The organism is Cryobacterium sp. M91 (genome assembly GCF_002929615.1).
Classification (GTDB): domain Bacteria; phylum Actinomycetota; class Actinomycetes; order Actinomycetales; family Microbacteriaceae; genus Cryobacterium; species Cryobacterium levicorallinum.
Genome location: NZ_PJJT01000086.1, coordinates 15,338 through 37,358, shown reverse-complemented (window position 1 = coordinate 37,358; position 22,021 = coordinate 15,338). Strand labels below are relative to the sequence as shown.

The 22,021-nt window shown below is 66.6% G+C and carries 22 protein-coding genes and 1 pseudogene; 17 read left to right on the top strand and 6 right to left on the bottom strand.

Annotated elements, in window-relative coordinates; translation table 11 throughout:
- Window positions 1-56 precede the first annotated feature (56 nt).
- Complete coding sequence (locus CXY80_RS11375) at window positions 57-1,193, bottom strand: glutamate--cysteine ligase (RefSeq protein WP_092449228.1); 1,137 nt, start codon at window positions 1,191-1,193, stop codon at window positions 57-59.
- 201 nt (window positions 1,194-1,394) lie between these two features.
- Between CXY80_RS11375 and rpsP the strand changes: the two genes are divergently transcribed.
- The 3 genes from rpsP to rimM are packed head-to-tail and all read left to right on the top strand — an operon-like array spanning window position 1,395 to window position 2,700.
- Window positions 1,395-1,799, top strand: a complete 405-nt coding sequence (rpsP, locus tag CXY80_RS11370; RefSeq protein WP_092449227.1) for a 30S ribosomal protein S16 — start codon at window positions 1,395-1,397, stop codon at window positions 1,797-1,799.
- 3 nt (window positions 1,800-1,802) lie between these two features.
- A complete protein-coding gene (locus CXY80_RS11365; protein WP_035879344.1) occupies window positions 1,803-2,039 on the top strand; it encodes an RNA-binding protein in 237 nt (78 codons plus the stop codon).
- Between the two features lie 4 nt (window positions 2,040-2,043).
- Window positions 2,044-2,700, top strand: coding sequence for a ribosome maturation factor RimM (rimM, locus tag CXY80_RS11360; RefSeq protein ID WP_233195299.1), 657 nt, complete (start codon window positions 2,044-2,046; stop codon window positions 2,698-2,700).
- Window positions 2,701-2,815: 115 nt separating this feature from the next.
- On the opposite strand, the gene CXY80_RS11355 is transcribed toward rimM, so the two are convergent.
- The 3 genes from CXY80_RS11355 to nirB are packed head-to-tail and all read right to left on the bottom strand — an operon-like array spanning window position 2,816 to window position 7,486.
- A complete protein-coding gene (locus CXY80_RS11355; RefSeq protein ID WP_092449225.1) occupies window positions 2,816-4,054 on the bottom strand; it encodes a uroporphyrinogen-III synthase in 1,239 nt (412 codons plus the stop codon).
- Window positions 4,054-4,863, bottom strand: a complete 810-nt coding sequence (cobA, locus tag CXY80_RS11350) for a uroporphyrinogen-III C-methyltransferase (protein WP_104132579.1) — start codon at window positions 4,861-4,863, stop codon at window positions 4,054-4,056. Before cobA ends, CXY80_RS11355 begins: the two co-directional genes overlap by 1 nt.
- Window positions 4,864-4,867: 4 nt before the next feature.
- On the bottom strand, window positions 4,868-7,486 hold the full coding sequence (nirB, locus tag CXY80_RS11345) for a nitrite reductase large subunit NirB (RefSeq protein WP_233195296.1): 2,619 nt from the start codon (window positions 7,484-7,486) through the stop codon (window positions 4,868-4,870).
- A gap of 311 nt (window positions 7,487-7,797) precedes the next feature.
- Between nirB and nirD the strand changes: the two genes are divergently transcribed.
- The 9 genes from nirD to CXY80_RS11300 all read left to right on the top strand — a co-directional run bounded on the left by nirD (window position 7,798) and on the right by CXY80_RS11300 (window position 14,381).
- A complete protein-coding gene (gene nirD / locus CXY80_RS11340) occupies window positions 7,798-8,211 on the top strand; it encodes a nitrite reductase small subunit NirD (RefSeq protein WP_233195293.1) in 414 nt (137 codons plus the stop codon).
- Complete coding sequence (locus tag CXY80_RS11335; RefSeq protein ID WP_092449223.1) at window positions 8,208-9,062, top strand: sirohydrochlorin chelatase; 855 nt, start codon at window positions 8,208-8,210, stop codon at window positions 9,060-9,062. The genes nirD and CXY80_RS11335 overlap by 4 nt, the downstream gene beginning before the upstream one ends.
- Window positions 9,063-9,071: 9 nt before the next feature.
- Window positions 9,072-9,905 (top strand): tRNA (guanosine(37)-N1)-methyltransferase TrmD, encoded by an 834-nt coding sequence (gene trmD / locus CXY80_RS11330; protein ID WP_104132578.1) that lies wholly within the window; start codon window positions 9,072-9,074, stop codon window positions 9,903-9,905.
- A 9-nt stretch (window positions 9,906-9,914) separates the two neighbouring features.
- Window positions 9,915-10,457 (top strand): MFS transporter, encoded by a 543-nt coding sequence (locus CXY80_RS11325; RefSeq protein WP_104132577.1) that lies wholly within the window; start codon window positions 9,915-9,917, stop codon window positions 10,455-10,457.
- 175 nt (window positions 10,458-10,632) lie between these two features.
- The gene (gene rplS, locus CXY80_RS11320) at window positions 10,633-10,974 is read left to right on the top strand and encodes a 50S ribosomal protein L19 (protein WP_092108884.1); all 342 of its coding nucleotides are present in this window, start codon (window positions 10,633-10,635) and stop codon (window positions 10,972-10,974) included.
- 149 nt (window positions 10,975-11,123) lie between these two features.
- A complete protein-coding gene (lepB, locus tag CXY80_RS11315; protein ID WP_104132576.1) occupies window positions 11,124-11,852 on the top strand; it encodes a signal peptidase I in 729 nt (242 codons plus the stop codon).
- On the top strand, window positions 11,852-12,496 hold the full coding sequence (locus CXY80_RS11310; protein ID WP_092449219.1) for a ribonuclease HII: 645 nt from the start codon (window positions 11,852-11,854) through the stop codon (window positions 12,494-12,496). The genes lepB and CXY80_RS11310 overlap by 1 nt, the downstream gene beginning before the upstream one ends.
- 12 nt (window positions 12,497-12,508) lie before the next feature.
- Window positions 12,509-12,832 (top strand): DUF2469 family protein, encoded by a 324-nt coding sequence (locus CXY80_RS11305; RefSeq protein WP_092449218.1) that lies wholly within the window; start codon window positions 12,509-12,511, stop codon window positions 12,830-12,832.
- A 49-nt stretch (window positions 12,833-12,881) separates the two neighbouring features.
- Window positions 12,882-14,381: a glyceraldehyde-3-phosphate dehydrogenase gene (locus CXY80_RS11300; RefSeq protein WP_104132575.1), complete on the top strand. Its 1,500-nt coding sequence runs from the start codon at window positions 12,882-12,884 to the stop codon at window positions 14,379-14,381.
- 205 nt (window positions 14,382-14,586) lie between these two features.
- Here CXY80_RS11300 and CXY80_RS11295 read toward each other — a convergent pair whose 3' ends face one another.
- A complete protein-coding gene (locus CXY80_RS11295) occupies window positions 14,587-15,009 on the bottom strand; it encodes a nitroreductase family deazaflavin-dependent oxidoreductase (protein WP_233195291.1) in 423 nt (140 codons plus the stop codon).
- A gap of 68 nt (window positions 15,010-15,077) precedes the next feature.
- Here CXY80_RS11295 and CXY80_RS11290 point away from each other — a divergent pair, with 68 nt between their 5' ends.
- The 4 genes from CXY80_RS11290 to dprA all read left to right on the top strand — a co-directional run bounded on the left by CXY80_RS11290 (window position 15,078) and on the right by dprA (window position 19,785).
- Window positions 15,078-16,217, top strand: coding sequence for an alcohol dehydrogenase catalytic domain-containing protein (locus CXY80_RS11290; protein WP_104132573.1), 1,140 nt, complete (start codon window positions 15,078-15,080; stop codon window positions 16,215-16,217).
- A gap of 150 nt (window positions 16,218-16,367) precedes the next feature.
- Entirely contained in the window at window positions 16,368-16,724 is a 357-nt protein-coding gene (locus tag CXY80_RS11285; RefSeq protein WP_104132572.1) for a YraN family protein, read from the top strand.
- On the top strand, window positions 16,724-18,259 hold the full coding sequence (locus CXY80_RS11280) for a YifB family Mg chelatase-like AAA ATPase (protein ID WP_092449213.1): 1,536 nt from the start codon (window positions 16,724-16,726) through the stop codon (window positions 18,257-18,259). The genes CXY80_RS11285 and CXY80_RS11280 overlap by 1 nt, the downstream gene beginning before the upstream one ends.
- Window positions 18,256-19,785: a DNA-processing protein DprA gene (gene dprA / locus CXY80_RS11275; RefSeq protein ID WP_233195289.1), complete on the top strand. Its 1,530-nt coding sequence runs from the start codon at window positions 18,256-18,258 to the stop codon at window positions 19,783-19,785. The genes CXY80_RS11280 and dprA overlap by 4 nt, the downstream gene beginning before the upstream one ends.
- Window positions 19,786-20,064: 279 nt before the next feature.
- On the opposite strand, the pseudogene CXY80_RS11270 reads toward dprA, so the two are convergent.
- Window positions 20,065-20,925: pseudogene (locus tag CXY80_RS11270) on the bottom strand (aspartate aminotransferase family protein); the annotation flags it as partial.
- A gap of 74 nt (window positions 20,926-20,999) precedes the next feature.
- Between CXY80_RS11270 and CXY80_RS11265 the strand changes: the two are divergent.
- Window positions 21,000-21,983, top strand: a complete 984-nt coding sequence (locus CXY80_RS11265; RefSeq protein WP_104132571.1) for a metallophosphoesterase — start codon at window positions 21,000-21,002, stop codon at window positions 21,981-21,983.
- Window positions 21,984-22,021: the final 38 nt, after the last annotated feature.

The following is a 22,021-nucleotide window of genomic DNA, read 5'->3' as shown; positions in this document are numbered from 1 at the left end:
TGCAGCGAACCGGCGCGTGGCGACCGCACGGCTTGGGCGCGCGTGCATCCAACGCGCTAGCTCCCGAGCCCCTCCGCGAGCTCGTGGCTGAGCGCCGCAACCACCGCCGGCAGGCTGCCGTCATGCGTGGCCGCGACGGCGAGCTGCCGCTGGTAGCTCCCGCCCTCATCGATGATGCGGTGCAGTCCGAGCAGCTCCGGCAGGCAGCCGAGCCGCTCGGCGACGGGGGAGAGGGTCTCGATGAGGCGACGCACATCATCCGTTACCAGGCATTCGGCGCCCGCAGCATCGAGGATGATCTCGGCGTCGAGCCCGTAGCGGGCGGCCCGCCACTTGTTCTCGCGCACGAACCACGGCTGCATGCGCGGAACGTCTTCCCCCGCGTCGAGGCGGGTGGACATCCACTCGACCAGGCACTGGATGAACGCGGCGATCGCGCCGAGCTCCACGGACGTCGAGACGCCGTCGCAGACTCGAATCTCGATTGTGCCCCAGCGCGGCGACGGGCGAATATCCCAGCGCACCTCGGTGACGTCCTCGATGATGCCGGTCACGGCCATGTCGTCGACGTAGCGCTCCCAGGCTTCCCAATCGGGCAGGTCCCAGGGCAATCCAGCGGTCGGCAGCTGCTGGAACATGAGCGAGCGGTTGCTGGCATAGCCGGTGTCGACCCCGGCCCAAAACGGGCTCGACGCGCTCAGCGCCTGCAGGTGTGGCACGTAGGTGAGCAGGCCGTTCATGATCGGAATGACCTTGGCCTTGTCCTCGATGCCGACGTGCACGTGGATTCCCCAAATCATCATATTGCGGCCCCACCACTGGGTGCGGTCGATGAGCTTGTGATAGCGGGCTTTGTCGGTGACGGTCTGGTCGAACCACTGCGCAAACGGATGCGATCCGCTGCAGATCAGGTCGACCTCGCGTCCCGAAAGCACGCGGCGCACCTCGCCGAGCTGGTCGGCGACATCCGCTACCGCACCGCCTACGGTGGTGTGCACGCCCGAAACCAGCTCGACCGTATTGAGCAGCAGCTCGCCGGTGATCGTTGGGTGGGCCGAGCCGTCGGGGCCGCGCAGGGCGTCGAGCACTACGTCGGCGATATTGACCAAATCGCCGGTCGAGCGGTCGACGAGGGCGACCTCCCACTCGATGCCCACGGTGGATCGGGCGGATCGGGCGAATTCCAGTGGCACGGGGGCTCCTTGAGTGGGCCGGTAAAAGTCGTTGAGGTCCGATTATCACAATGCCCGCAATCTCTGACAGAATGATTAGTCGCGATCCGTTGTGCCCGACCCTCTATCTCGGTGCAACGTGATCCTATAGAGCTTATGCCGAGTGTGCCCCCACGCTCACGGCCCAAGGTTCGCCAAACAACGAATTAACACTGGAGAATTGTGGCTGTCAAAATCCGTCTGAAGCGCATGGGCAAGATCCGTGCACCGTACTACCGCATTGTCGTTGCCGACGCGCGCACCAAGCGCGACGGTCGTGTCATCGAAGAAATCGGCATCTACCACCCCACGGAGGAGCCCTCGGTCATCGAGGTCAAGTCCGAGCGTGCGCAGTACTGGCTGAGCGTCGGCGCTCAGCCGACCGAGCAGGTTGCTGCACTCCTCAAGCTCACGGGCGACTGGGGCATCTTCAAGGGCGACAAGAACGCTAAGAACACCGTCAAGGTGAAGGAACCGAAGGTCGCTTTCGTCGCTGACGAGAAGAAGAAGCCGGTTCTCAAGCCCAAGGCCGAGAAGCCGGTCGTCAAGGCCCCCGAGGTTGCTGCCGAAGCAACCGAAGAGGCGTAACTGTTGCTTGCTCCCGCGCTCGAACACCTCGTCAAGGGGATCGTTGATCACCCCGATGATGTGCACGTTGCAGAAAAGAACTCGCCCCGAGGCGAGGTGCTCGAGGTTCGTGTGAACCCCGAGGATCTCGGCCGGGTCATTGGTCGTGCCGGTCGCACAGCCAAGGCCCTGCGCACCCTCGTTGCGGCTCTGGCCGATGGTCGACGCGTACGTGTCGACGTCGTCGACACCGATTTCTAGTTCAGTGAACGACACGACGGTGAACGATAGCGAGAAGGACCGCACCCAGCAATTACGGGTGGGGCGCCTGACTAAGGCTCACGGCCTCAAGGGAGCAATCAAGCTCGAACTGTTCACGGATGACCCGGGACGACGTTTCGTCCCGGGCGCCGTGTTCACCCTGCAGGTTCCGACCGGGTCGGCCTGGCACGGCAAGACGATTGAACTCGTCGAGCTGCGCTGGTATAACCAGCACGCGGTCGGTTTTTTTAAGGATGTTCCCGACCGCTCCACGGCAGAAACGCTCGCCAAGGCGATCCTCTGGATCGACGCGGACGTCGCCGAGCAGTCGGATGAAGAAGACGCCTGGTACGACCACCAGCTCGTCGGGCTCGCCGTCATGCGTGACGGTGTGCGCATCGGCACCATCGGTCGCCTCGAGCACATGCCCGCGCAAGATCTGCTGATCGTGAAGACGCCCACCGGCGACGTCATGATCCCCTTCGTGAAGGCCATCGTGCCGAGCGTCGATGTGAAGGCCGGCATCGTCACCATCACCCCGCCGCCCGGACTGCTCGAAGAGCTGCCCGAGGACCCGGCCGATGCTGCAGCCGACGCCGTGGCCGAACCGGTCTCTGAAACGGATGCCGCGGCATCCGCTCTCGAGACCGACCGCCCGTAACGCGCTCCATTCACAGCGCGCGGGACTTGCGCCGCTGCGCGGGAGGCGCAACTCCCGCGTACTGGCGCAGTTCCCGCGCAGGGCGAGGCGCCGGTCACGAGTGGTACCGCCCGGCCTACACGTTGAGCCGGTAGCCTCGTTTGACCACGGTTGCAACCAGTCCGGGCACGGCGAGCGTCTGCCGCAGGCGGCTGAGCGATACCTCCATGGCGTGATCGTCGGAGTAGCCGGCCAGCGCGAGGTCTTCGCGGGAGACGACCGCTCCGCGCGCCCGCACGAGAGCGCGCAGAATGGCGAGTGCCGTCGGGGGAAGCTGCACGCGTTCCTCGCCGATCTGCACGATCGAACCACGCAACTGCAAGAGTCCGTTCTGGGTTTCGATGCGCTCGACCATGTTCTGTTCCAGGTGTTCGCAAACCAGGCGAATCAACGCGCCCATGCGAAACCGGGTCGGTTGAATCGGCGCGATCCCCGCGGCAATCAGCGGCGCACTGGTCACCGGTCCGACGGCGGCCGCGCAGACCTGAGTCTGTAACGCTGCAATCAGCTCGGGGTAGACATCCATTCCCTCTGCCGCGGTGAACAGGGCGTGCACGGCCGGGGCGCTCGTGAAGGTGACGCAGTCCAGCTGACGGGAGCAGATGGCCTCGACAAGCTTGTAGACGCGCGCGTCGCTGTCGTCCATGGCAATCCAGCGGTACGGCGCCACGACGAGCACACGCTGATGCACGGCGCGCAGCCGGTCGAGTTGTACCTCATCGGTGGCCCCGTGCACCTGAATTCCGATGGTCAGTCCCGGCGGATACTCGGCCAAAACCTTGTCAACGAGCGAGGCGGTCGTCTCTGAATCGCTCATTCCAGAGTCATTGAGCCCGGTTGCGCGAATGCCGCCGCGGGCCTTGGGCCCTCGCACCAGAATCGTGGTGTCGGCGAGCGCATCGGTCAGTTCGGAGCCGATTCCGTCGGCCTCGGCCACCTCGAACCAGCGCCGTACGCCGTAGCCGGTCGTCGCGAGCAGTAGATCGGGCCGCGCGGCGATCATGGTGCGGGTATCGTCGAGCAGCGGGCCATCCTGCTGCGAGTGGGCGATGCGCAGCGTCGGTGCGTGAACGACCCGCGCGCCGCGTCGTTCGAAGGCGTCGATCAGGTCGCTTGAGCGGCGATCACTGGTCACGCCGATGCGAAATCCCTCGAGCTGGTTTGGCTGCAGAAACGGGGCAGCGACCTCAATGGGCTCGGTCGCTCCCGGCAGGCGTACGTGCTGCGCCTGCCGGTCCGGTGCCGGCAGCTGCGAAGCGGATTCCGCCGGCTCGCCTCCCGAAGCAGCCTCGGCCCCGTCGTTCGTCGCCGCCATCAGTCGGTCACCGAAAATTCGGCGGCGCGGGCCACGAGGTCGTTCGCGGCCGCGTCACCGCTGAACGCGAGGCGTACGACCTCGCCGACGACCAGCACGGCGGGGCTGCGTACGCCGGCCGCGGCCGCATCGGCCAGCACCGTCCCGAGCGTGCTCACGGTCGTGCGCTGGGTGGCACTGAAGCCGCGCTCGATAATCGCCACCGGCATGCCGACTGGCATGCCGTGGCGGAGCAGGCCCTGGCTCAGGGTCGGCAACGTGCCGACTCCCATCAGCACGACGATGGTGCTGCCGAGCAGAGTGAGACCCTCGAGCTCGTTGTCGGTGAGCGGCGCGTGGCCGCTGATCACGGTGAACGCGTGGCTGATGCCGCGGTGGGTGAGCGGGATTCCCGCCGCCGCCGGAACGGCGATCGCACTGGTGACGCCGGAAATCACGGTCACTGGAATGCCGTTGCGGTGGCAAGCCAGAACTTCTTCGCTGCCGCGCCCGAAGACATAGGGGTCGCCTCCCTTGAACCGCACCACGCGCTTGCCAGCCAGGGCATGTTCGACAATGAGTTCTTCGATGCCGGTCTGCGAGACCGGATGGCTGCCGGCGCGCTTGCCGACGTCGATGAGGACCGCGTGGGGCGCGAGCAGGGCGAGTTCGTCGTTCGGGGCGAGGCGGTCGAACAACACGACATCCGCTTGAGCGATGGCCGTCACTGCTGCGACGGTCAGCAGTCCGGCGGCGCCGGGGCCCCCGCCCACGAGTGTGACTGATCCGGTGCTGACTGACCCAGTCGTTCGGGAATTCTGGGCTGTCATTTGCTTACTCTTTTCGTACAGGAATGCGGCTTCCGCTTAGGAGAACAGTACTCGACGAGGCTCGCTCGGCCGGGGTCGCCGGCCGGATTTGGTCACGCTCCGTAACGAGCACGATGCTCGGGTCGGGTTCGGTCGGCGCGTTCACGAAGGAACGGAACCGGCGCAACCGCTCCGGATCAGCGAGCGTCGCCGCCCACTCGTCCTCATAGTTGTCGACGTGGGCGAGCATGGCCTGTTCGAGTTCCTCGGCCAATTCGAGCGAATCATTGATAACCACGTCGCGCACGTGCTCCAGGCCGCCCTCGAGGTCTTCCATCCAACGGGCGGTGCGCTGCATCCGATCGGCCGTGCGAATGTAATACATCAGGTAGCGGTCGATGTACTTGATCAAGGTTTCTTCGTCGAGGTCGGTCGCGAGTAGCTGCCCGTGGGCCGGCTGAAAGCCGCCATTGCCGCCGACATGCATGTTCCAGCCGTTGTCGCTCGCGATGATGCCGACATCCTTGGCGCGGGCCTCTGCACACTCGCGGGCGCAGCCCGAGACCCCGAACTTGAACTTGTGCGGCGCGCGCAGCCCGCGGTAACGCAGTTCCAGGCGGATCGCGAGGCCGACGGCATCCTGTACTCCGAATCGGCACCAGGTTGACCCGACGCACGATTTCACGTTGCGCAGCGCCTTGCCGTAGGCCTGCCCGGATTCGAATCCGGCGTCGACCAGGATTCGCCAGATGTCCGGCAGCTGCTCCAACCGCGCACCGAACAGGTCGATTCGCTGGCCGCCGGTGATCTTGGTGTAAAGGTCGAAATCGAGAGCGACCTGCGCGATCACGGCGAGTTTGGTCGGAGTGATCTCGCCGCCCGGAATGCGCGGAACGACGGAGTAGGTGCCGTCTTTTTGCATATTGGCCATGGCGCGGTCGTTGGTGTCCTGCAGGGTGCCGCGGCCGGCATCCAAAATGTAGGCGGTGTTCTGACTGGCCAGAACCGAGCCGAGGGCGGGCTTGCAGACATCGCAGCCGCGGCCGGTTCCAAAGCGGGAGAAGATCTCATCGCTCGACGTGAGGCCGAGCACCCGCACCGATTCGAACAGTTCCTGCCGGCTTAACTCGAAGTGTTCGCACAGCGCGTGCGACACGGTTTGACCGGATGCCGTCAGCTCGGCCTCGAGGATCTTCTTGACCAGCGGCACGCACGACCCGCACTGGGTGCCGGCCCGGGTGCACACCTTGAGCGCGCCGAGTTCGGTGCAAGCTTCCGTTTGGTGTTCATTGTTCACATCGGCGCCGCGCACGGCGCTCCGCACCGTTCCGGCCGAGACCATGTTGCAGGAACAGACCAGCGCGTCGTCGGGCAGTTCGTCGCCGGCCGGAGCCTCGGTGCCGGCGGCCGAGAGGTAGGCGGCGGGTTCGCTGCTGAGCTCGCGGCCGACCATGGGGCGCAGGGCCGAGTAGGGCGTGGCGTCGCCGACGAAGATGCCGCCGAGCAGGGTCTTGGCGTCGTCGGTCATGACGAGCTTTTGGTACAGGCCGCGGGCCGGGTCGGCGTAGACGATTTCGAGCGACCCCGCCGTGGTGGCAAGTGCGTCGCCGAAACTCGCGACGTCGACGCCGGAGAGCTTGAGCTTGGTGGCCTCGTCGACGGTTGTGAACTCGGCGCTGCCACCGAGCAGCCGGTCGGCCACGACCTCGGCCATGGCGTTGGCCGGGGCGACGAGGCCGACGCAGCGGTCGTTCCAGCTGGCAACCTCGCCGATGGCCCAAATATTCGCATCGCTCGTGCGGCAGTCGTTGCCGATCGTGACGCCGCCGCGGGTACCGACGGCGAGTCCGGCGTCCCGGGCGAGCTCGTCGCGCGGGGAGATGCCGATCGCGTAGACGACCATATCGGCGGCGATCGTACGGCCGTTGCCGAGTTGCAGGCCGGTCACTGCGGTGTTGTCATCGTTCGTGAGAATGGTGCGGGCCCGAGTGCCGAGGTGCAGCTCGATGCCCTGGGCCACGATGAGCCGGCCGAGGGCCTGTCCGCCGCCCTCGTCGAGCTGGGCCGACATCAGCCAGCCGCCGGAGTGTACGATGGCGGATTCGGCGCCGAGCTTGTGCAGTCCGCCGGCCGCTTCGAGGCCGAGCAATCCGCCGCCGGCCACGACGACCTTGGGGGTGCGGCCGAGTGAGGCCGTGAGGGCGGCGAGTTCGTCGACGAGGGCGTCGACGTCGTCGACGGTGCGGTACACCCGAATGTGATCGCGACCGGGCATCTCCGGAACGGGCGCGCTTGACCCGGTGGCGAGCACGAGGTCGTCATACTCGAGCACGGCGCCGGCCCCGGTTGTGACTGTCTGGTTGACCCGGTCGATGCGGGTGGCGCGTTCGTTGATGCGCAGGGCGATCCGTTCGCTGTCCCACGGCGCGGTGGGCTCCAGAGTGAGGTCGATCATTCCGGCGAGCCGCTGGCTCAGCGCGACCCGGTCGTAGGGGCGGTGGTTCTCCTCGGCCAGCACGACGATCGACAGGGTGTGCTCGATGTCGCGGGAGTGCAGGGCGTCGGTGAGGCGGTGGGCAGCGGGTCCGCCGCCGATCACGATGACCCGGCGCGGCGTCTCGGCAGCGGGAATAGCGGCATCCACTTTGCTCGTCGATGTGACGGCGTGTGTCGCAGTCCCAGCGGTTGTTGCAGGGTCTGGGGCAGAATACGCGGAAGCGGTTTCATTCGAAGCTGGCATCAGCATCCTTTCGAAGCGGGGCAATTGTGAGCGTAGTTCGGGGCAGTTTCCCCCTCGTGTCGCTCGTGTGTCCCGTGCTGGTCGAAAGCCCCACAGCGGCGCACCCCCGCTGTGAGGCGAGTTTCACGGCGAGGAAACATAGGGGGCGTCTGGTCGAAATATGGCCCGCCTACCGTGGGATCAACGCACAAACGCGACAACCCAGGGAGCGCACCATGACGATGACAACCGCCGAGTTTCGCCCTACCGTTGCACTGACCCGCCCCACCCTGGTCTGGGAGCGCGCCTGCGCCGTGGCCGATCTGGAACTCAGCTGGGGCGAAGCGGCCCTCATCCGCGAAAACCAGATCGCCCTGTTTCTGCTCTCGCCCACCGAAATCTACGCCGTCGACCACCGCGACCCGCACACCGAGGCCCACGTCATGGCCCGCGGCATCGTCGGCTCCAAGGGCGACCGCCCCACCATCGCCTCCCCGCTGCACAAAGAGGTCTATGATCTCGGCACCGGAGAATGCTTCACCAACCCGACGCTCGTACTGAACACCTACGAAACCCGCGTGGTCGGCGGTTTCATCGAGGTCGCCGTCGAGACTAAACGGCACGCCCCCGAACTACTCAGTGCCGCATGACCCTGCTCGGCGAACGACTCAGAACCGACCAGGTGCGAACCATTCCGGCTCGCGCCCCCCAGGCTCGCACCGACCAGGTGCGAGCGGATCGACCCCGCAGCAATCAAGCGGATGCCGCGCCCCAGACGGCACTACCCGCCGCGCTCGTCGCCATCTCGCACGGCACGAGTTCTGCTGACGGGCAGGCCGCCATTGCCGCCCTCGTCGATGCCGTCGCGCTCGCGCGCCCCGATCTGAGCGTGACCGGCGGTTTCGTTGACGTGCAACAACCGGATATCGCGGCCAGCCTCGGCGCGCTGCGCCCGAATCGCGCCGCAGTGGTGGTGCCCCTGCTGCTTTCCGCCGGCTATCACGTGCACGTCGATCTGCAACGCGAGTCCCGCGTGCCCGGCCGCGTGACCACCGTCTCCCGGGCCCTCGGCCCCGATGATCGCCTCATCGATGTGCTCGAGCACCGGCTCGCCGCCGCCGGATTCACCGCCCAGCCCGGCCGCGAGGTCGTCCTCGCCGCTGCCGGTTCCAGCGACACACGCGCGGTCGAGGACTGCCGCCGAATCGGCGAGATGCTGGCGCAGCGCCTCGGCGTGCGCGTAACGGTCGGTTTTTTGTCCGCCGCCTCGCCCCGACTGGCGTGCGCCGTCACCGAGGCCCGCCTCCGCAGCGACAGCGTCACCGTGAGTACCTACTTGATGGCACCGGGATTTTTCTTCGACCTGACCCGCGCCCAGAGCGCCGGTGCCGAGTCGGTCACCTCTCCACTGCTGGTGCCGGGCGAACCAGCCCCCGCTCCGCTGGTCGATTTGGTCGTCGGCCGGTACCTTGAGGCGAAAGCGCACGCCGGACTCTTCTAGAATTTGACCATGCGCATCGACATTGTCACCATTTTTCCCGAATTCTTCGATGTGCTCGATCTGTCGCTGCTCGGCAAGGCTCGCCAGAGCGGACTGATCGAACTCGGCGTGCATAACCTGCGCGACCACACCCACGACCGGCACCACTCGGTCGACGACACGCCCTATGGCGGCGGTGCCGGCATGGTCATGAAGGCCGAACCGTGGGGCGCAGCCCTCGACGCCATCCTCGGCGCCGCTCCCGAGGCCGTAGCGACCGAAGCTGTAGCGACCGACGCCGCGGCCGTAGCGACCGAGGCTGCCGCAACTGAAACGCCGACCGCCGTCAACGCCGCCGACGACGGCCCGATCCTCATCTTTCCCTCCCCGGCCGGCGCTCAGTTCACCCAGGCGATGGCCCGCGAACTCTCGCTCGAGCAGCACCTCATTTTCGGCTGCGGCCGGTACGAGGGCATCGACCAGCGCGTCGTCGACCACTATGAAGCCCGCGGCCGGGTGCGCCTGGTTAGCCTCGGCGACTACGTGCTCAACGGGGGAGAGGTTGCCGTGATGGCCATGATCGAAGCCATCGGACGCCTCATCCCCGGCGTCGTCGGCAACCCGGAAAGCCTCGTCGAGGAATCCCACGAAGACGGCCTGCTCGAATACCCGAGCTACACCAAACCGTCCAGCTGGCGCGGCCTCGACGTACCGCCCGTGCTGCTCAGCGGCAACCACGGCGCCATCAGCACCTGGCGCCGTCAGCAGCAGATCGAACGCACCGAACGGGTGCGCCCCGACCTGATGTCACCCGATCTTCTGCCCCCAGCGAACGCCAAGCAAAGCCCCAGCCGCCGTCGATAAACTGGCGCGGTGATCATCCGCCGCGTTTTCTACCACTGGCAATTCATTGCCGCCGGAGCCCTGCCGCTCTGGCTCCTCGTCGGGTCCTCGATCTTTGGATCGGGCGCCTGGGCCGTTCTGGGCATCTTCTTCGGAGCCGTGCTCATCGGCCTCGGGCTTCTCCTCGTCGCCCTCCTTTTCTTTGCGCGCAAAGAGGTGCGCGAAACCCGCGCCGTCTCCTACGCCGACGTCGGCGTTCTCACCCTCTGGCACACCCTCATCATCGCGATCCCCTTTTCCGCGGATGCCGCCGGCTGGCTCAGCGTGTTGGTCATCGTCGGCGGGCTGGCCGTGTTCTGGTTTGCACTCTGGGAGCTGTTCGACTCCGCCAAGCGTCGAATGCGCGCGATGGTCGACCTGGTGGAGCAGACGGCACGCGGGCAGTCTGCACCGGCCGCGCCGGGGCATCCACTGCCCCATGTGTCGCCGAAGACGACCAGGCCAACGCCCGGCTTTGGCCGTACGGGCACCCCGGAGGTCATCGTCATCGAAGAAAAGCGCGACCGCATCTAACTCAATCGAGCCCGACTTTGCAGCCGGGCCTCGTTCATGGCAGAATAGGCGATTGTGCCGCTGCAGGACTCTGCCACAGGGGAACCTGCTTTGTGCGGCGCACAACTCATACTGATTGCTTCGAATGAAGCACCTAGCGTAGTCGACCTGTGGCGGGTACAGAGAGCGAAACAACATGCATATTCTCGACGCGGTAGACGCCCCATCACTGAAGAAGGATCTTCCTGACTTCCGTGCCGGCGACACCGTCAAGGTTCACGTCAACATCATTGAGGGAACCCGCTCTCGTATCCAGGTCTTCCAGGGAGTCGTCATCGGCCGCTCCGGCGAAGGCGTGCGCGAAACGTTCTGCGTTCGCAAGGTCAGCTTTCAGATCGGCGTCGAGCGTACCTTCCCGGTGCACTCCCCGGTCATCGACCACATCGAGATCGTGACCCGCGGCGACGTTCGTCGCGCGAAGCTGTACTACCTGCGCGACCTGCGTGGCAAGAAGGCCAAGATCAAGGAAAAGCGCTAACTTTCGCGCTGACCCAAGGTCCAACCGGATTCTTACTGAGCTCCCCATCACCTAAACTGATGGGGAGCTCAGGCGGTTAAATGACAGATGAAGTGCTCACCTCCAGGTCCGATCATCGGGTGTCAGAGTCGAAGAGGTCCCGAAGCAAAATGGCACGAAGTACGAAGGCGCCCAGCAAGAAGCGCAGCGTCTTGCTGTTCATTCGCGACCTGTTGATCATTTTCGTGGTGGCTTTGCTGATCTCGTTTTTGATCAAGACCTTTCTGATTCGGTCGTTCTACATCCCGTCCGGGTCGATGGAGAACACCCTGCAGGTGGACGATCGCATCATCGTGAACCAGCTCGAACCCGAGCTCATCCCGGTCACGCGCGGCGATGTCGTCGTATTCAAAGATCCGGGCGGATGGCTGCTGCCGCAGGCCGAGATCGTGCAAAACCCGATCGTTGCCGGCGCCGACTGGCTGCTCTCGGTCGTGGGCCTGTCTGCCCCCGACAGTAACGACCACCTGATCAAACGGGTCATCGGCCTGCCCGGCGACCACGTCGTCTGCTGCAACGCCCTCGGCCAGATGAGTGTGAACGACGTTCCGCTCGACGAATCCGCCTACGTGCTGCTGCCGGCCGGCGAGGCCAAGGTCTCCGACATCGACTTCGACGTGACCATCCCGGACGACTCGCTCTGGATGATGGGGGACAACCGCTACAACTCCAAGGATTCCCGGTTCAACGGCGAGACCGCCGGTCAGGGCTATGTGCCCGTCGAGAACGTCGTCGGGCGGGCTCTGGTCGTGAGCTGGCCGCTGGCCCATTGGGCCTGGCTCGATGACTACCCCGACGTCTTCCGCGAGGTCGAGCAGGCCGAGCAGGGCACCGAGTAGTGGCAGTATCTGATCCCACCCTCGACGTGGAGTTCGACCTGCTGCACCGCGGCGCGAGCTTCGTCATCGGGTGCGACGAGGTCGGCCGCGGTGCCCTCGCCGGGCCGGTGGCCGTCGGATTCGCCGCGGTGAACGCATCCGTTCTGACCATGCCCCTTGGACTGCGCGATTCGAAGATGCTCAGCGAGCCGCGCCGCGAACTTCTTGCGCCGCTCGCCGCGGCCTGGGCGACGTTCTCGGCTGTCGGACTCGCCTCGGCCGCGGAGGTCGACGAACTCGGCATCATCGCCTGCCTCGGCCTGGCCGGCAAGCGTGCCCTGTCCGACCTGTATGCGCAGGGCGTCGACGTGGCCGGCAGCATCGTGCTGCTCGACGGCAGTGACGACTGGTTGAATAAGGCGCTGGCCACCCCGCTGAACGTCGTGACCCGCATCAAAGCCGACCGGGATTGCGGGTCGGTCGCGGCGGCATCCGTTATTGCGAAGGTATACCGCGACCGTCTGATGATCGCGGCGCACGATGACGAACCTGGCTACGGCTGGGCGTCGAATAAGGGCTATGGCAGCGCGGCGCACATGAGCGCGATCGACCTGCTCGGACCGAGCCCTTTACATCGAAAATCGTGGCTGAAAATCTCATTGTAAGATGAGGTCACCATGGAAGAAGACGAAATCGAGGACTACGACCGAGAGGTCGAGTTGGCCCTGTACCGGGAATATCGAGACGTCGTTGGCCAGTTCCAGTACGTTGTCGAAACCGAACGACGCTTCTACCTCGCGAACGAGGTCGAGTTGGTGCGCCGTGACACTGAGCACGACTTTTATTTCGAACTGACTATGAAGGACGTCTGGGTCTGGGACGTTTACCGCTCCGACCGGTTCGTGAAGTCGGTACGCGTGCTGACCTTCAAGGACGTCAACGTGGAAGAGCTCGCGTCGAAGGACTTCGAACTTCCCAAGGAACTTGCGCTCGACGAGTAAGGAACGACTCCGGTGCCCTGGGTGGCCGGGGATATCGCCATACTGACTAATGAAGGTTAAGGAAGGCAACCCTGTGATCCAGGACGCTGATCGTGCCCGTGCAACGTGGAGCAACCGCGAGGCTCTCGCCGAGGCGATGATTCCCCTGATCGGCCGCCTCTACCGCGACAACAACGTGGTGACGAGCGTCTACGGGCGCGGCCTGGTCAACAAGTCGGTCATCGGCCTAATCAAGGCACACCGCTTCGCGCGTCATATAGCGGATGTTGAGTTGCCGCTCGACGAGACGCTGCCGATTCTGCAGGCCCTCGACGGGTTGGGTCTCGGTGCTGCCTCGGTCGACCTGGCCCGCCTCGCCCTCGGCTTTCGCGAGCAGAACGACCGAGTCACCCTCGAGGAATACCTGCGCGGCGAACTCGCCGATGTGGTCGGCCAGCACGGACGGGACGGTCGCTCCAGCACCGACGTGGTGCTCTACGGGTTCGGCCGGATCGGCCGACTGCTCGCGCGCATCCTGATCGAGCACGCCGGTGGTGGCCAGGGGCTCCGTCTGCGGGCCATCGTCGTGCGGCGCGGATCCGCCAATGACCTGGTGAAGCGCGCGAGCCTGCTGCGCCGCGACTCGGTGCACGGCCCCTTCGAGGGCACGATCACCATCGACGAAGAGAACAACACCATCCTCGCCAACGGCACGCTCATCCAGGTGATCTACTCCGGCGACCCGGCCAGCGTCGACTACACGCAGTACGGCATTCACGACGCCATCGTCGTCGACAACACCGGCAAATGGCGCGACGAAGAAGGCCTGTCGCAGCACCTGAAATGCCCCGGAGTGTCCCGGGTGCTGTTGACCGCGCCGGGCAAGGGCGCGCTCAAGAACATCGTGCACGGCATCAACCACGGCGACATCCTGGCGAGCGACCGCATCATCACCGCTGCGTCCTGCACCACGAACGCGATCACCCCGGTGCTCAAGGCGATCAATGACCGCTACGGCATCATCGACGGCCACGTCGAAACGGTGCACTCCTTCACCAACGACCAGAACCTGATCGACAACTTCCACTCCGGCGACCGCCGTGGTCGCTCGGCCGCGCTCAACATGGTGATCACCGAGACCGGTGCGGCGAAGGCCGTCGCCAAGGCTCTGCCCGAGCTCGCCGGCAAACTCACCGGCAACGCGATTCGCGTGCCCACGCCCGACGTGTCGATGGCCATCCTCAACCTCAACCTGGCCGAAGCCACCGATAAGGACGAACTCAACACCTACCTGCGCACCATGTCGCTGCACTCTTCGCTGCACCGGCAGATCGACTACATCGACTCGCCCGAGGTCGTCTCCAGCGACTTTCTCGGCTCGCGTCGCGCCGGTATCGTCGACGGGCTGGCCACCATCGTCACCGAGCAGAAGGCCGTGCTGTACGTCTGGTACGACAACGAATTCGGCTACAGCTGCCAGGTCATTCGGGTACTCGAGGAGATGGCCGGCGTGCACGCGCCCATCTTCCCGGCCATCCTCGCCGCTGAGGCCCTCGAGCCCGTCGCCTAACAATGTGATTTGCACCGGGCCCGGGCCCGGAAAGTGGGCCCATGATCTATCACGGGCCCAGCTTCCTAAGGTGGGCCGGGGGATGTGCTCGCGTTCCGCTGGCGGTCCGCGGAGTCGGCGGGTCACCCGCTCCTCGCTCAGACATCGAGGGTAAGCAGGGAAGCCCGCCGCCGCCGCTTTCGCGTAGCGTAACCTCAACACCGGGTTAGCGCGGCTCGCAGATGACCACGGGAATGTCGCGGTCGGTTTTTGCCTGGTAGGCGCCATAGCCGGGGTAGGCGGCCACGATGCGCGGCCACAGCGCGGCTTTCTCAGCGGATGTCGCGGTGCGCGCCCGAAAAGGCCGCGTCACCCCGCGAATGGTCAGGTCTACGTCCGGCTGCGCCACGAGGTTGCTGTACCAGAACGGATGCCGGTCGTCGCCGCCCTTGGACGCCACCAGCACATACCGCCCGCTCTCATGAATCGGCGCCGTGAGCATCGTCGACCGAGGAAGCCCGCTGCTGCGGCCGATCGTGTGCAGTTCAACGGTCTGCATGGTGCCGATGGTCCAGCCGAGGCGTCCGCCCGTGAGGGCCAGAATCATCCGGTGCACACCATTCATGGCGCGCATTGTGAAATCGGTCACCCGGTCACCCGGTTGCGCAGCGTGGTCATAAGCCCAGCGTACGTGGCCACTGGCGATAGGTTGAAGGAATGACTCCAACAATGATGCTCAGCACGATTCTTCGCGAAGCGGGCTCGGCGCGCCCCTACGCCGACAGCCGCCCGCTGACGTTTGAGCAGATTCCGGTGCCGGTCCCGCGCGCCGGCGAGGTGCTCGTGCGCATCGAACGGGCCAGCCTCTGCCACTCGGACCTGTCGGTCATTGACGGTTCGCGCCAGCGCCCCCTGCCGATGGCGCTCGGCCACGAAGCCGCGGGAACCGTTGCCGGCCTCGGCGACGGCATCGATGATCTCGAGCTCGGCGACCGGGTCGTTCTCGTGTTCGTGCCGAGCTGCGGCGACTGCCGCGCCTGCCGGGCCGGGCGGCCAGCACTCTGCCACCGCGGCGCCGAGGCCAATGGAACCGGCGACCTGCTGCACGGCTCGGCCGTGCTGGTGGGCGGAGCGGGGGAGCGTATCAACCACCACCTGGGCGTCTCGGCGTTCTCCCAGTACGCCGTCGTCGCCCGCGAATCCGTCGTGGTGATCGACCAGGATGTTCCGTTCGAGGTTGCTGCAATGTTCGGCTGCGCGGCCCTGACCGGCATCGGCGCCGTGCTGGGCACCGGCGCCCTCGCGCCCGGCCAGTCGGTGATCGTGTTCGGTCTCGGCGCGGTCGGCCTGATGGCGGTCATGGCCGCCGCGCAGGTCGACGGCACGACCGTGATCGCCATCGATCCGCTGCCCGAAAAACAAGCCCTCGCCGTGCGGTGCGGCGCCGACCACGCCGGATCGCCCGAGCAAGCAGCGGAGCTCGTGAACACGCATGCCGGCGACGGTGTTGATCTCGCCATCGAGGCGGTCGGCAGCGCCCGGGTCATGGAGGCGAGCCTCGCCCTGCTCACCCGCGGCGGCGCGCTCGTCTCGGTCGGCCTGCCGCACCCCGAGCAGACCATCACAACGCCCGCGCTGCAGTTCGCGGGGCTCGGTCGCCGGCTGCTCGGCTCCTATATGGGCGACTCCGTGCCGAGCCGGGACATTCCGGCCTACCTGCAGCTCTGGCGCGACGGCAAGCTGCCGGTCGAGCTGCTGCACACCGATACGCGTCCGCTCGCCGACCTCAACGAGAGCCTGGATGCGCTCGTCGCCGGCGAGGTCGTGCGCCGCTTGTTCGTGCTGCAGGACGAGTAGCCGCCCCGGTCTGTTCTGCACCCCGACGCAGCCTGCTCCTGCTGCGGGTAGCCTCCTCCACAGCGCCCGGATCGCCGCATTCTGGACCAATGCGGTGGCGGCCCGGCCACGGCGCCCCGCGAGCGGTCACTCTGGTTCTCGGAGGCACTCGTGGCGCGCAAAGACGAAGTCGGCAAACTCGGTGAAGAGCAGGCCGCTCGCTTTCTGGAGGGTGCCGGCTACACAATTCTGACCCGCAACTGGCGGTGCGCCGAGGGAGAGATCGACCTCGTCGCACAACGCGGTTCTGCGGTGGTTTTTGTCGAGGTGAAGACGCGCAGCAGCCTGAGCTTTGGGCATCCGTTTGAAGCCATCACCGTGAAAAAACTTGCCCGCATGCGCCACCTCGCCGCGGCCTGGTGTGTGCAGGCCGAGCGGTGGCCGCGCCAGATTAGGCTTGACGTCATCGCCGTGATCGCCCCGCGGGGCCGCGAACCGGTCATCGAACACCTCGAGGGCGTGTTCTGATGGGGATCGCCCGCACCCATGCCGTGGCGCTGCTCGGCCTGACCGGAGCGCTCGTCGAGGTCGAGGCCGATATCTCGGCGCAACTGCCCGGCATGATTCTGATCGGCCTGCCCGACGCTGCCCTGTCCCAGGCGACCCAGCGGGTGCGTGCTGCGGCCGCCAACAGTGGATGCCCCCTCACTGTTCACCGCCTCACCATCAATCTGTCGCCGGCCGCGCTGCCCAAACACGGTGCCGGGTTCGACCTCGCGATCGCCCTGGCTTGCCTCGCCGCCGACAGCACCATTTCGCAGGTGTCGGTGGGCAAGGTCGTGCACTTCGGCGAGCTTGCCCTCGACGGGCGGCTGCGACCGACCCCGGGAATCCTGCCGGGCGTGATGACCGCCGCCCGCCTCGGTCACACGACCGTGATGGTACCCATCGGCAATGAGGCGGAGGCGCGACTCGTTCCCGATATTCGAGTGATCGGCGTCGCATCGCTGCGCGATGCGGCGATCTGGCATGGGGCAAACCTCCCGACGATTCCGGTCGAGCCGATCCTGGCGACGACCGTACCGAGCAGTCTGGCTGCCGAACCCGACCTCGCCGACGTGATCGGCAACGACGACGCCATCCTGGCGCTGCAGATCGCCGCCGCCGGTGGGCACCACGTTTTTCTGCTCGGCCCGCCCGGCGCCGGCAAGACAATGCTCGCGGCCCGACTGCCCGGGCTGTTGCCCGATCTCGACCCGGCCAGCTCGCTCGAAGTCAGCTCCCTGCGCTCGCTCAGCGGTCTCGGACTCGGCGATGCCCTGATTACCCGGCCGCCGTGGGAAGCGCCCCATCACACCGCAACGGCCGCAGCCATGGTCGGCGGCGGCAACGGGCAGATTCGTCCCGGTGCTGCCTCGCAAGCCTCGCACGGAGTGCTGTTTCTCGATGAAGCCCCCGAATTCGCTTCGCCGGTGCTTGACGCGCTGCGCCAACCGTTGGAATCCGGCTGGATCAGCATCCACCGGGCCAATGCCGTCGCCCACTTCCCGGCCAGTTTCCAACTGGTGATGGCGGCCAATCCGTGCCCCTGCGGGCAGTACGGGGCCGGCGACCTGAGCTGCACCTGCCCGCCGAACGCGCGCCGCCGCTATCTTGCGCGCATCTCCGGTCCGCTGCTCGACCGCATCGACATCCAACTCAACGTCAAGCGCATTACCGCCGCCCAGCTGCGCCTCGCCGCCGGCACCCAGCGCGTCACGAGCATTAGCGCCCGGGATCGGGTGGTGGCCGCTCGGGCTGCAGCAGCCGAACGGCTGGGCAGCACGCCGTGGACCGTGAACTCCCAGGTGCCCGGACCGTGGCTGCGCGGTGCCCCGGTGCGGCTGGCCCCGGCATGCACGGCGGGCCTGGATCGCGCCCTCGAACGTGGCGGAATCACCATGCGCGGCTACGACCGGGTGCTGCGCATCGCCTGGACCCTCGCCGACTACGACGGTCTCACCAGTCCCGGCGCCGACCAGGTCGGTCAAGCCCTTTACCTACGCAAAGGAATGACATCATGAAGCTGTTTGGTCTGGACGAATCCCGGGTCAGGGCACTCACCGCCGGTGTGCGCGGTGGGATGCCAGCGGCCGGTGACGGACCGCAGACCTGCGACGGCACCGCGGCTGCAGGCCAGAACCTGGTCCCGATTTCGAGCGCCAAGACACCAGGTCTGGCCGGCAGCGCAGGCGTAGCTGATAGCACAGATCGGGCCGTCGGTGCAGATCGGGCCGTCGGTGCAGACAGGAGCGGCACGACCAACGGCGCCGCCATGGAAATCGAGACCGCAATGGTCGCCGAGGTGTTCGCCCGCGCCGCGTGGTCGGGCATCGCCGAGCCGGGCGACGGCATGGCGGGAGTGCTCGTGGCGAGCCTCGGTGCCAGCGTCGCCCTGACCGCTATTCTCGAGGCGTGGAGCCCGGTGCGCCTCGGTGCCCTGGTGCGCGACGCGCTCTCCGGCGACACGACGGTCGGCCCGAGTGTGCTGTTCGCAGTGAGTCCGTCCATCGATTTCAGCGAAGCGGATGCCGACACCAGCGCCGAACTCGAGGCCGCGTTAGACCAGGGGCTGCAGCGCTGGCGCCCGCGGCTCAACTCGACCGAGGTCATCCGCTCGCTGCAACAGGCGGCCCGCGTCGAGGCTCGTTTGCTGCTGGCCACGGATTCCCTCTGGCCGGCGGCTCTCAATGACCTCGAGAAGCACGCCCCGCTTGCCCTGTGGTGGCGTGGCGGACCCGGTGCCCTCGCCGCGCTGCCCAACTCCATCGCACTGGTCGGGGCGCGGGCCGCCACCGGATACGGCGAGCACATCGCCATGGAAGCTTCGGCGGGGCTGGTCGACCGTGGCTTCGCCATCGTTTCCGGTGCCGCGTACGGCATCGACGGGATGGCCCACCGGGCCGCCCTGGCCAGTGACGGTCTGACCGTGGCCTTTCTCGCCGGGGGAGTCGACCGGTTTTACCCGAGTGGCCACGACTCCCTGCTCACCCGCATCGTGGCCTCCGGCGCGGTCGTCTCCGAGCTTCCCTGCGGCGCAGCACCCACGAAATGGAGGTTTCTGCAACGAAACCGGCTCATCGCCGCGTCCAGTGCGGCGACGGTCGTGCTTGAGGCCGGCTGGCGGTCCGGCTCGCTCAACACAGCCGGCCATGCCTCCGCGCTCGGTCGCCCGCTTGGCGCGGTGCCCGGCCCGATCACGAGCCCGACCTCGGCTGGCTGCCACCGCCTCATCCGGGAGTTCGCCGCGGTGTGCGTGACCAACCCGACCGAAATGGCCGAGCTGGTCGGCGATCGGTCGATTCAGGTGCCCTTGGCCAATTTCCACCTGGAAGCGGGGCCCAACACCGATGCGGGCCCCGGTCCGATTCCCCGCACGAGCGACCAGGTGCGCGTGTTTGATGCTCTCAGCGGTCGCTCGCCGCGCACGGTCGCCGACCTGTCACGCCGAGCCGGGCTGTCGAGTGCGGCCGTGCGCGGCGCCCTGGGCGGCCTCGACCTCGACGGGGCCGCCCAGGAACGCGAGGCTGGCTGGGTGCGCCGCGCGTAAGGCGCGTATGGGGCTACCAGGAGCCAGCTGGAGCGGCGCTCCCGTGGCCGGGCGTGCGGCGTCACTGGATGGTGGTCGGATGCGGCCGTTAGATCCGCAGGGTCAATTTCGATCGTCCGTTGCGGGGCTATGGATCGCGTGCGGGTGTGGGTGCGGAGCAGGGCACGTGGCGTCCGGCCGGCGCTGCACTATGTCGTTGGCTGTGTCCACAACTGTGCCCATCGCTGCCGCCAAGTCCGGGACCACTGCTATGTCCTCGGCCCCGTCCATGGTCGAGCAGGCTCGCTTCACGGCGGCGCGGGAGAACGCGACGTCCGCGGCATCCGTCGACCAGTTGCTCACCGAGATGCGCAGAATGTCCCGGTCGTGCCAGAGCGACCCCGACATCCACGCTGAGCCGTGGGCAATGAGCTGTTGCGTCACCCGCCGGGTGCGAGCGTCGCGGTCGAAACTCACGCACACCTGCGTGAACACCACCTCGTTGAGGACCTCGACCCCCGGCATCGACCGCAGTCCATCGGCCAGGGCACGCGCATCGGCCGCGAGACGGTCGACCAGCGCGATCGTGCCATCACGACCGAGGGATCGGAGCGCCGCCCAGACTGGAACGCCTCGCGCCCGACGGGACAGCTCCGGCACCTTTTCGAACGGGTCGCCCGGGCCAATGTTGCCGGCGTGCCGTCGGCCGCTACCCACAGGCCGAAAGCCCCGTCCACGTGCACCCAGGCTCCCTGCCGCTTCGCCACGTCGATCGCTGCACCCATCGGGTCGGATGCTCCAGAACCCACTGCCGACCGGCGGCAAGACCGACGAAATTGGCCATCGTCGCGCCCGTCGTGAATCCGACATCGGATCCGAGAGGAAGCCCGAGCATATCGAGGATCCAGCCCGCAGCGTTCTCGTCAAGTACGGCAGTCGCGGGAGTGGCGAAGCGCATTCCGGCGTTCTGGTCCCACGCGGTCACCAACCAGTCGGCGGCGAGGGCTGCGGGCAGGGTCCCCCCAAGCACCCAGCCGAAGAAGCGGCCGGACGGCAGTGCCATCAGTCCGGGTTCCGCGAAGGGAGTGACGTAAGCCAGGCTTGGGCGTGCAACAGCGCACGGTCCAAAGCCTGGGTGTAGGAGTCCGGGTGGGCAGACATGCCGCCGTGATAGCCCTGGGTGACCGGCCTGTCGGTGGCAGCCCGTAGGGTGGATCCCAACGACGGGACGGGAAATGGCGAGCATGCAGTGGGGCCAGTATGCGCCCGCCGACAAGATTCTGGTTCACCTCAGCGACACCCATTTTCTAGCGGATGCCGCGGCGCTGTACGGCACCGTCGACACCGACACCACGGTGCATCGTGCCCTCGAACAGCTGCACCGGTCGGGCATCCGCCCCGATGCCCTCATAATCACCGGTGATGTCGCCGATCGTGGCGAAGCGGATGCCTACCGCCGCATCCGCGGCATCGTCGAAGCCGTCGCGGCCCAGTGGCAAGCGAAGGTCATCTGGGTGATGGGCAACCACGACCAGCGCGCCGCTTTTCGGAGCGTCCTACTCGGGCAGGATCAGCCGGGCGAAGCGGCGCGCGCAGCTGATCAAGGCACTGTCGACCAAGGCCGCGTCGACCAGGACCCCGTCGACCAGGACCCCGTCGACCAGGACCCCGTCGACCAGGTGCACGACCTCGACGGCCTGCGAATCATTGCCCTCGACACCAGCGTGCCGGGCTATCACCACGGTGAGATGACCGACGCGCAGCTGGAGTGGCTGCGCACGGTGCTCAGGACGCCCGCCCGTCACGGCTCCATTCTGGCGCTGCACCACCCGCCGATTCCCACCCCGCTGCCGTTGATGAGCCTGCTCGAACTGCAGGAACAGCCGCGCTTGGCGGCGGTGCTGGACGGCAGCGACGTACGCGCGATTCTCGGTGGTCACCTGCACTATGCGACCCAGGGCCTGTTCGCCGGAATTCCAGTCTCCGTGGCCGCGGCCACCTGCTACACGATGGATCTCAGCGCTCCCGAGCGTGAACTGACCGGCGTCAAAGGCGGCCGCACCGTCAACCTGCTGCACGTCTACGCCGACCAGATCACGCACTCGCAGGTACCGATCGGCGCCTTCGATACGGCCACCCATTTTCCGGCCGACTATGTCGATCGACTGGCCATCCTGTCACCCGAAGCCCGACTCGAAGCCTTTTCCCGCCAACAATGATCACGCGAAGTGTCCCAGCGCCAGCAGACCAACTCGAC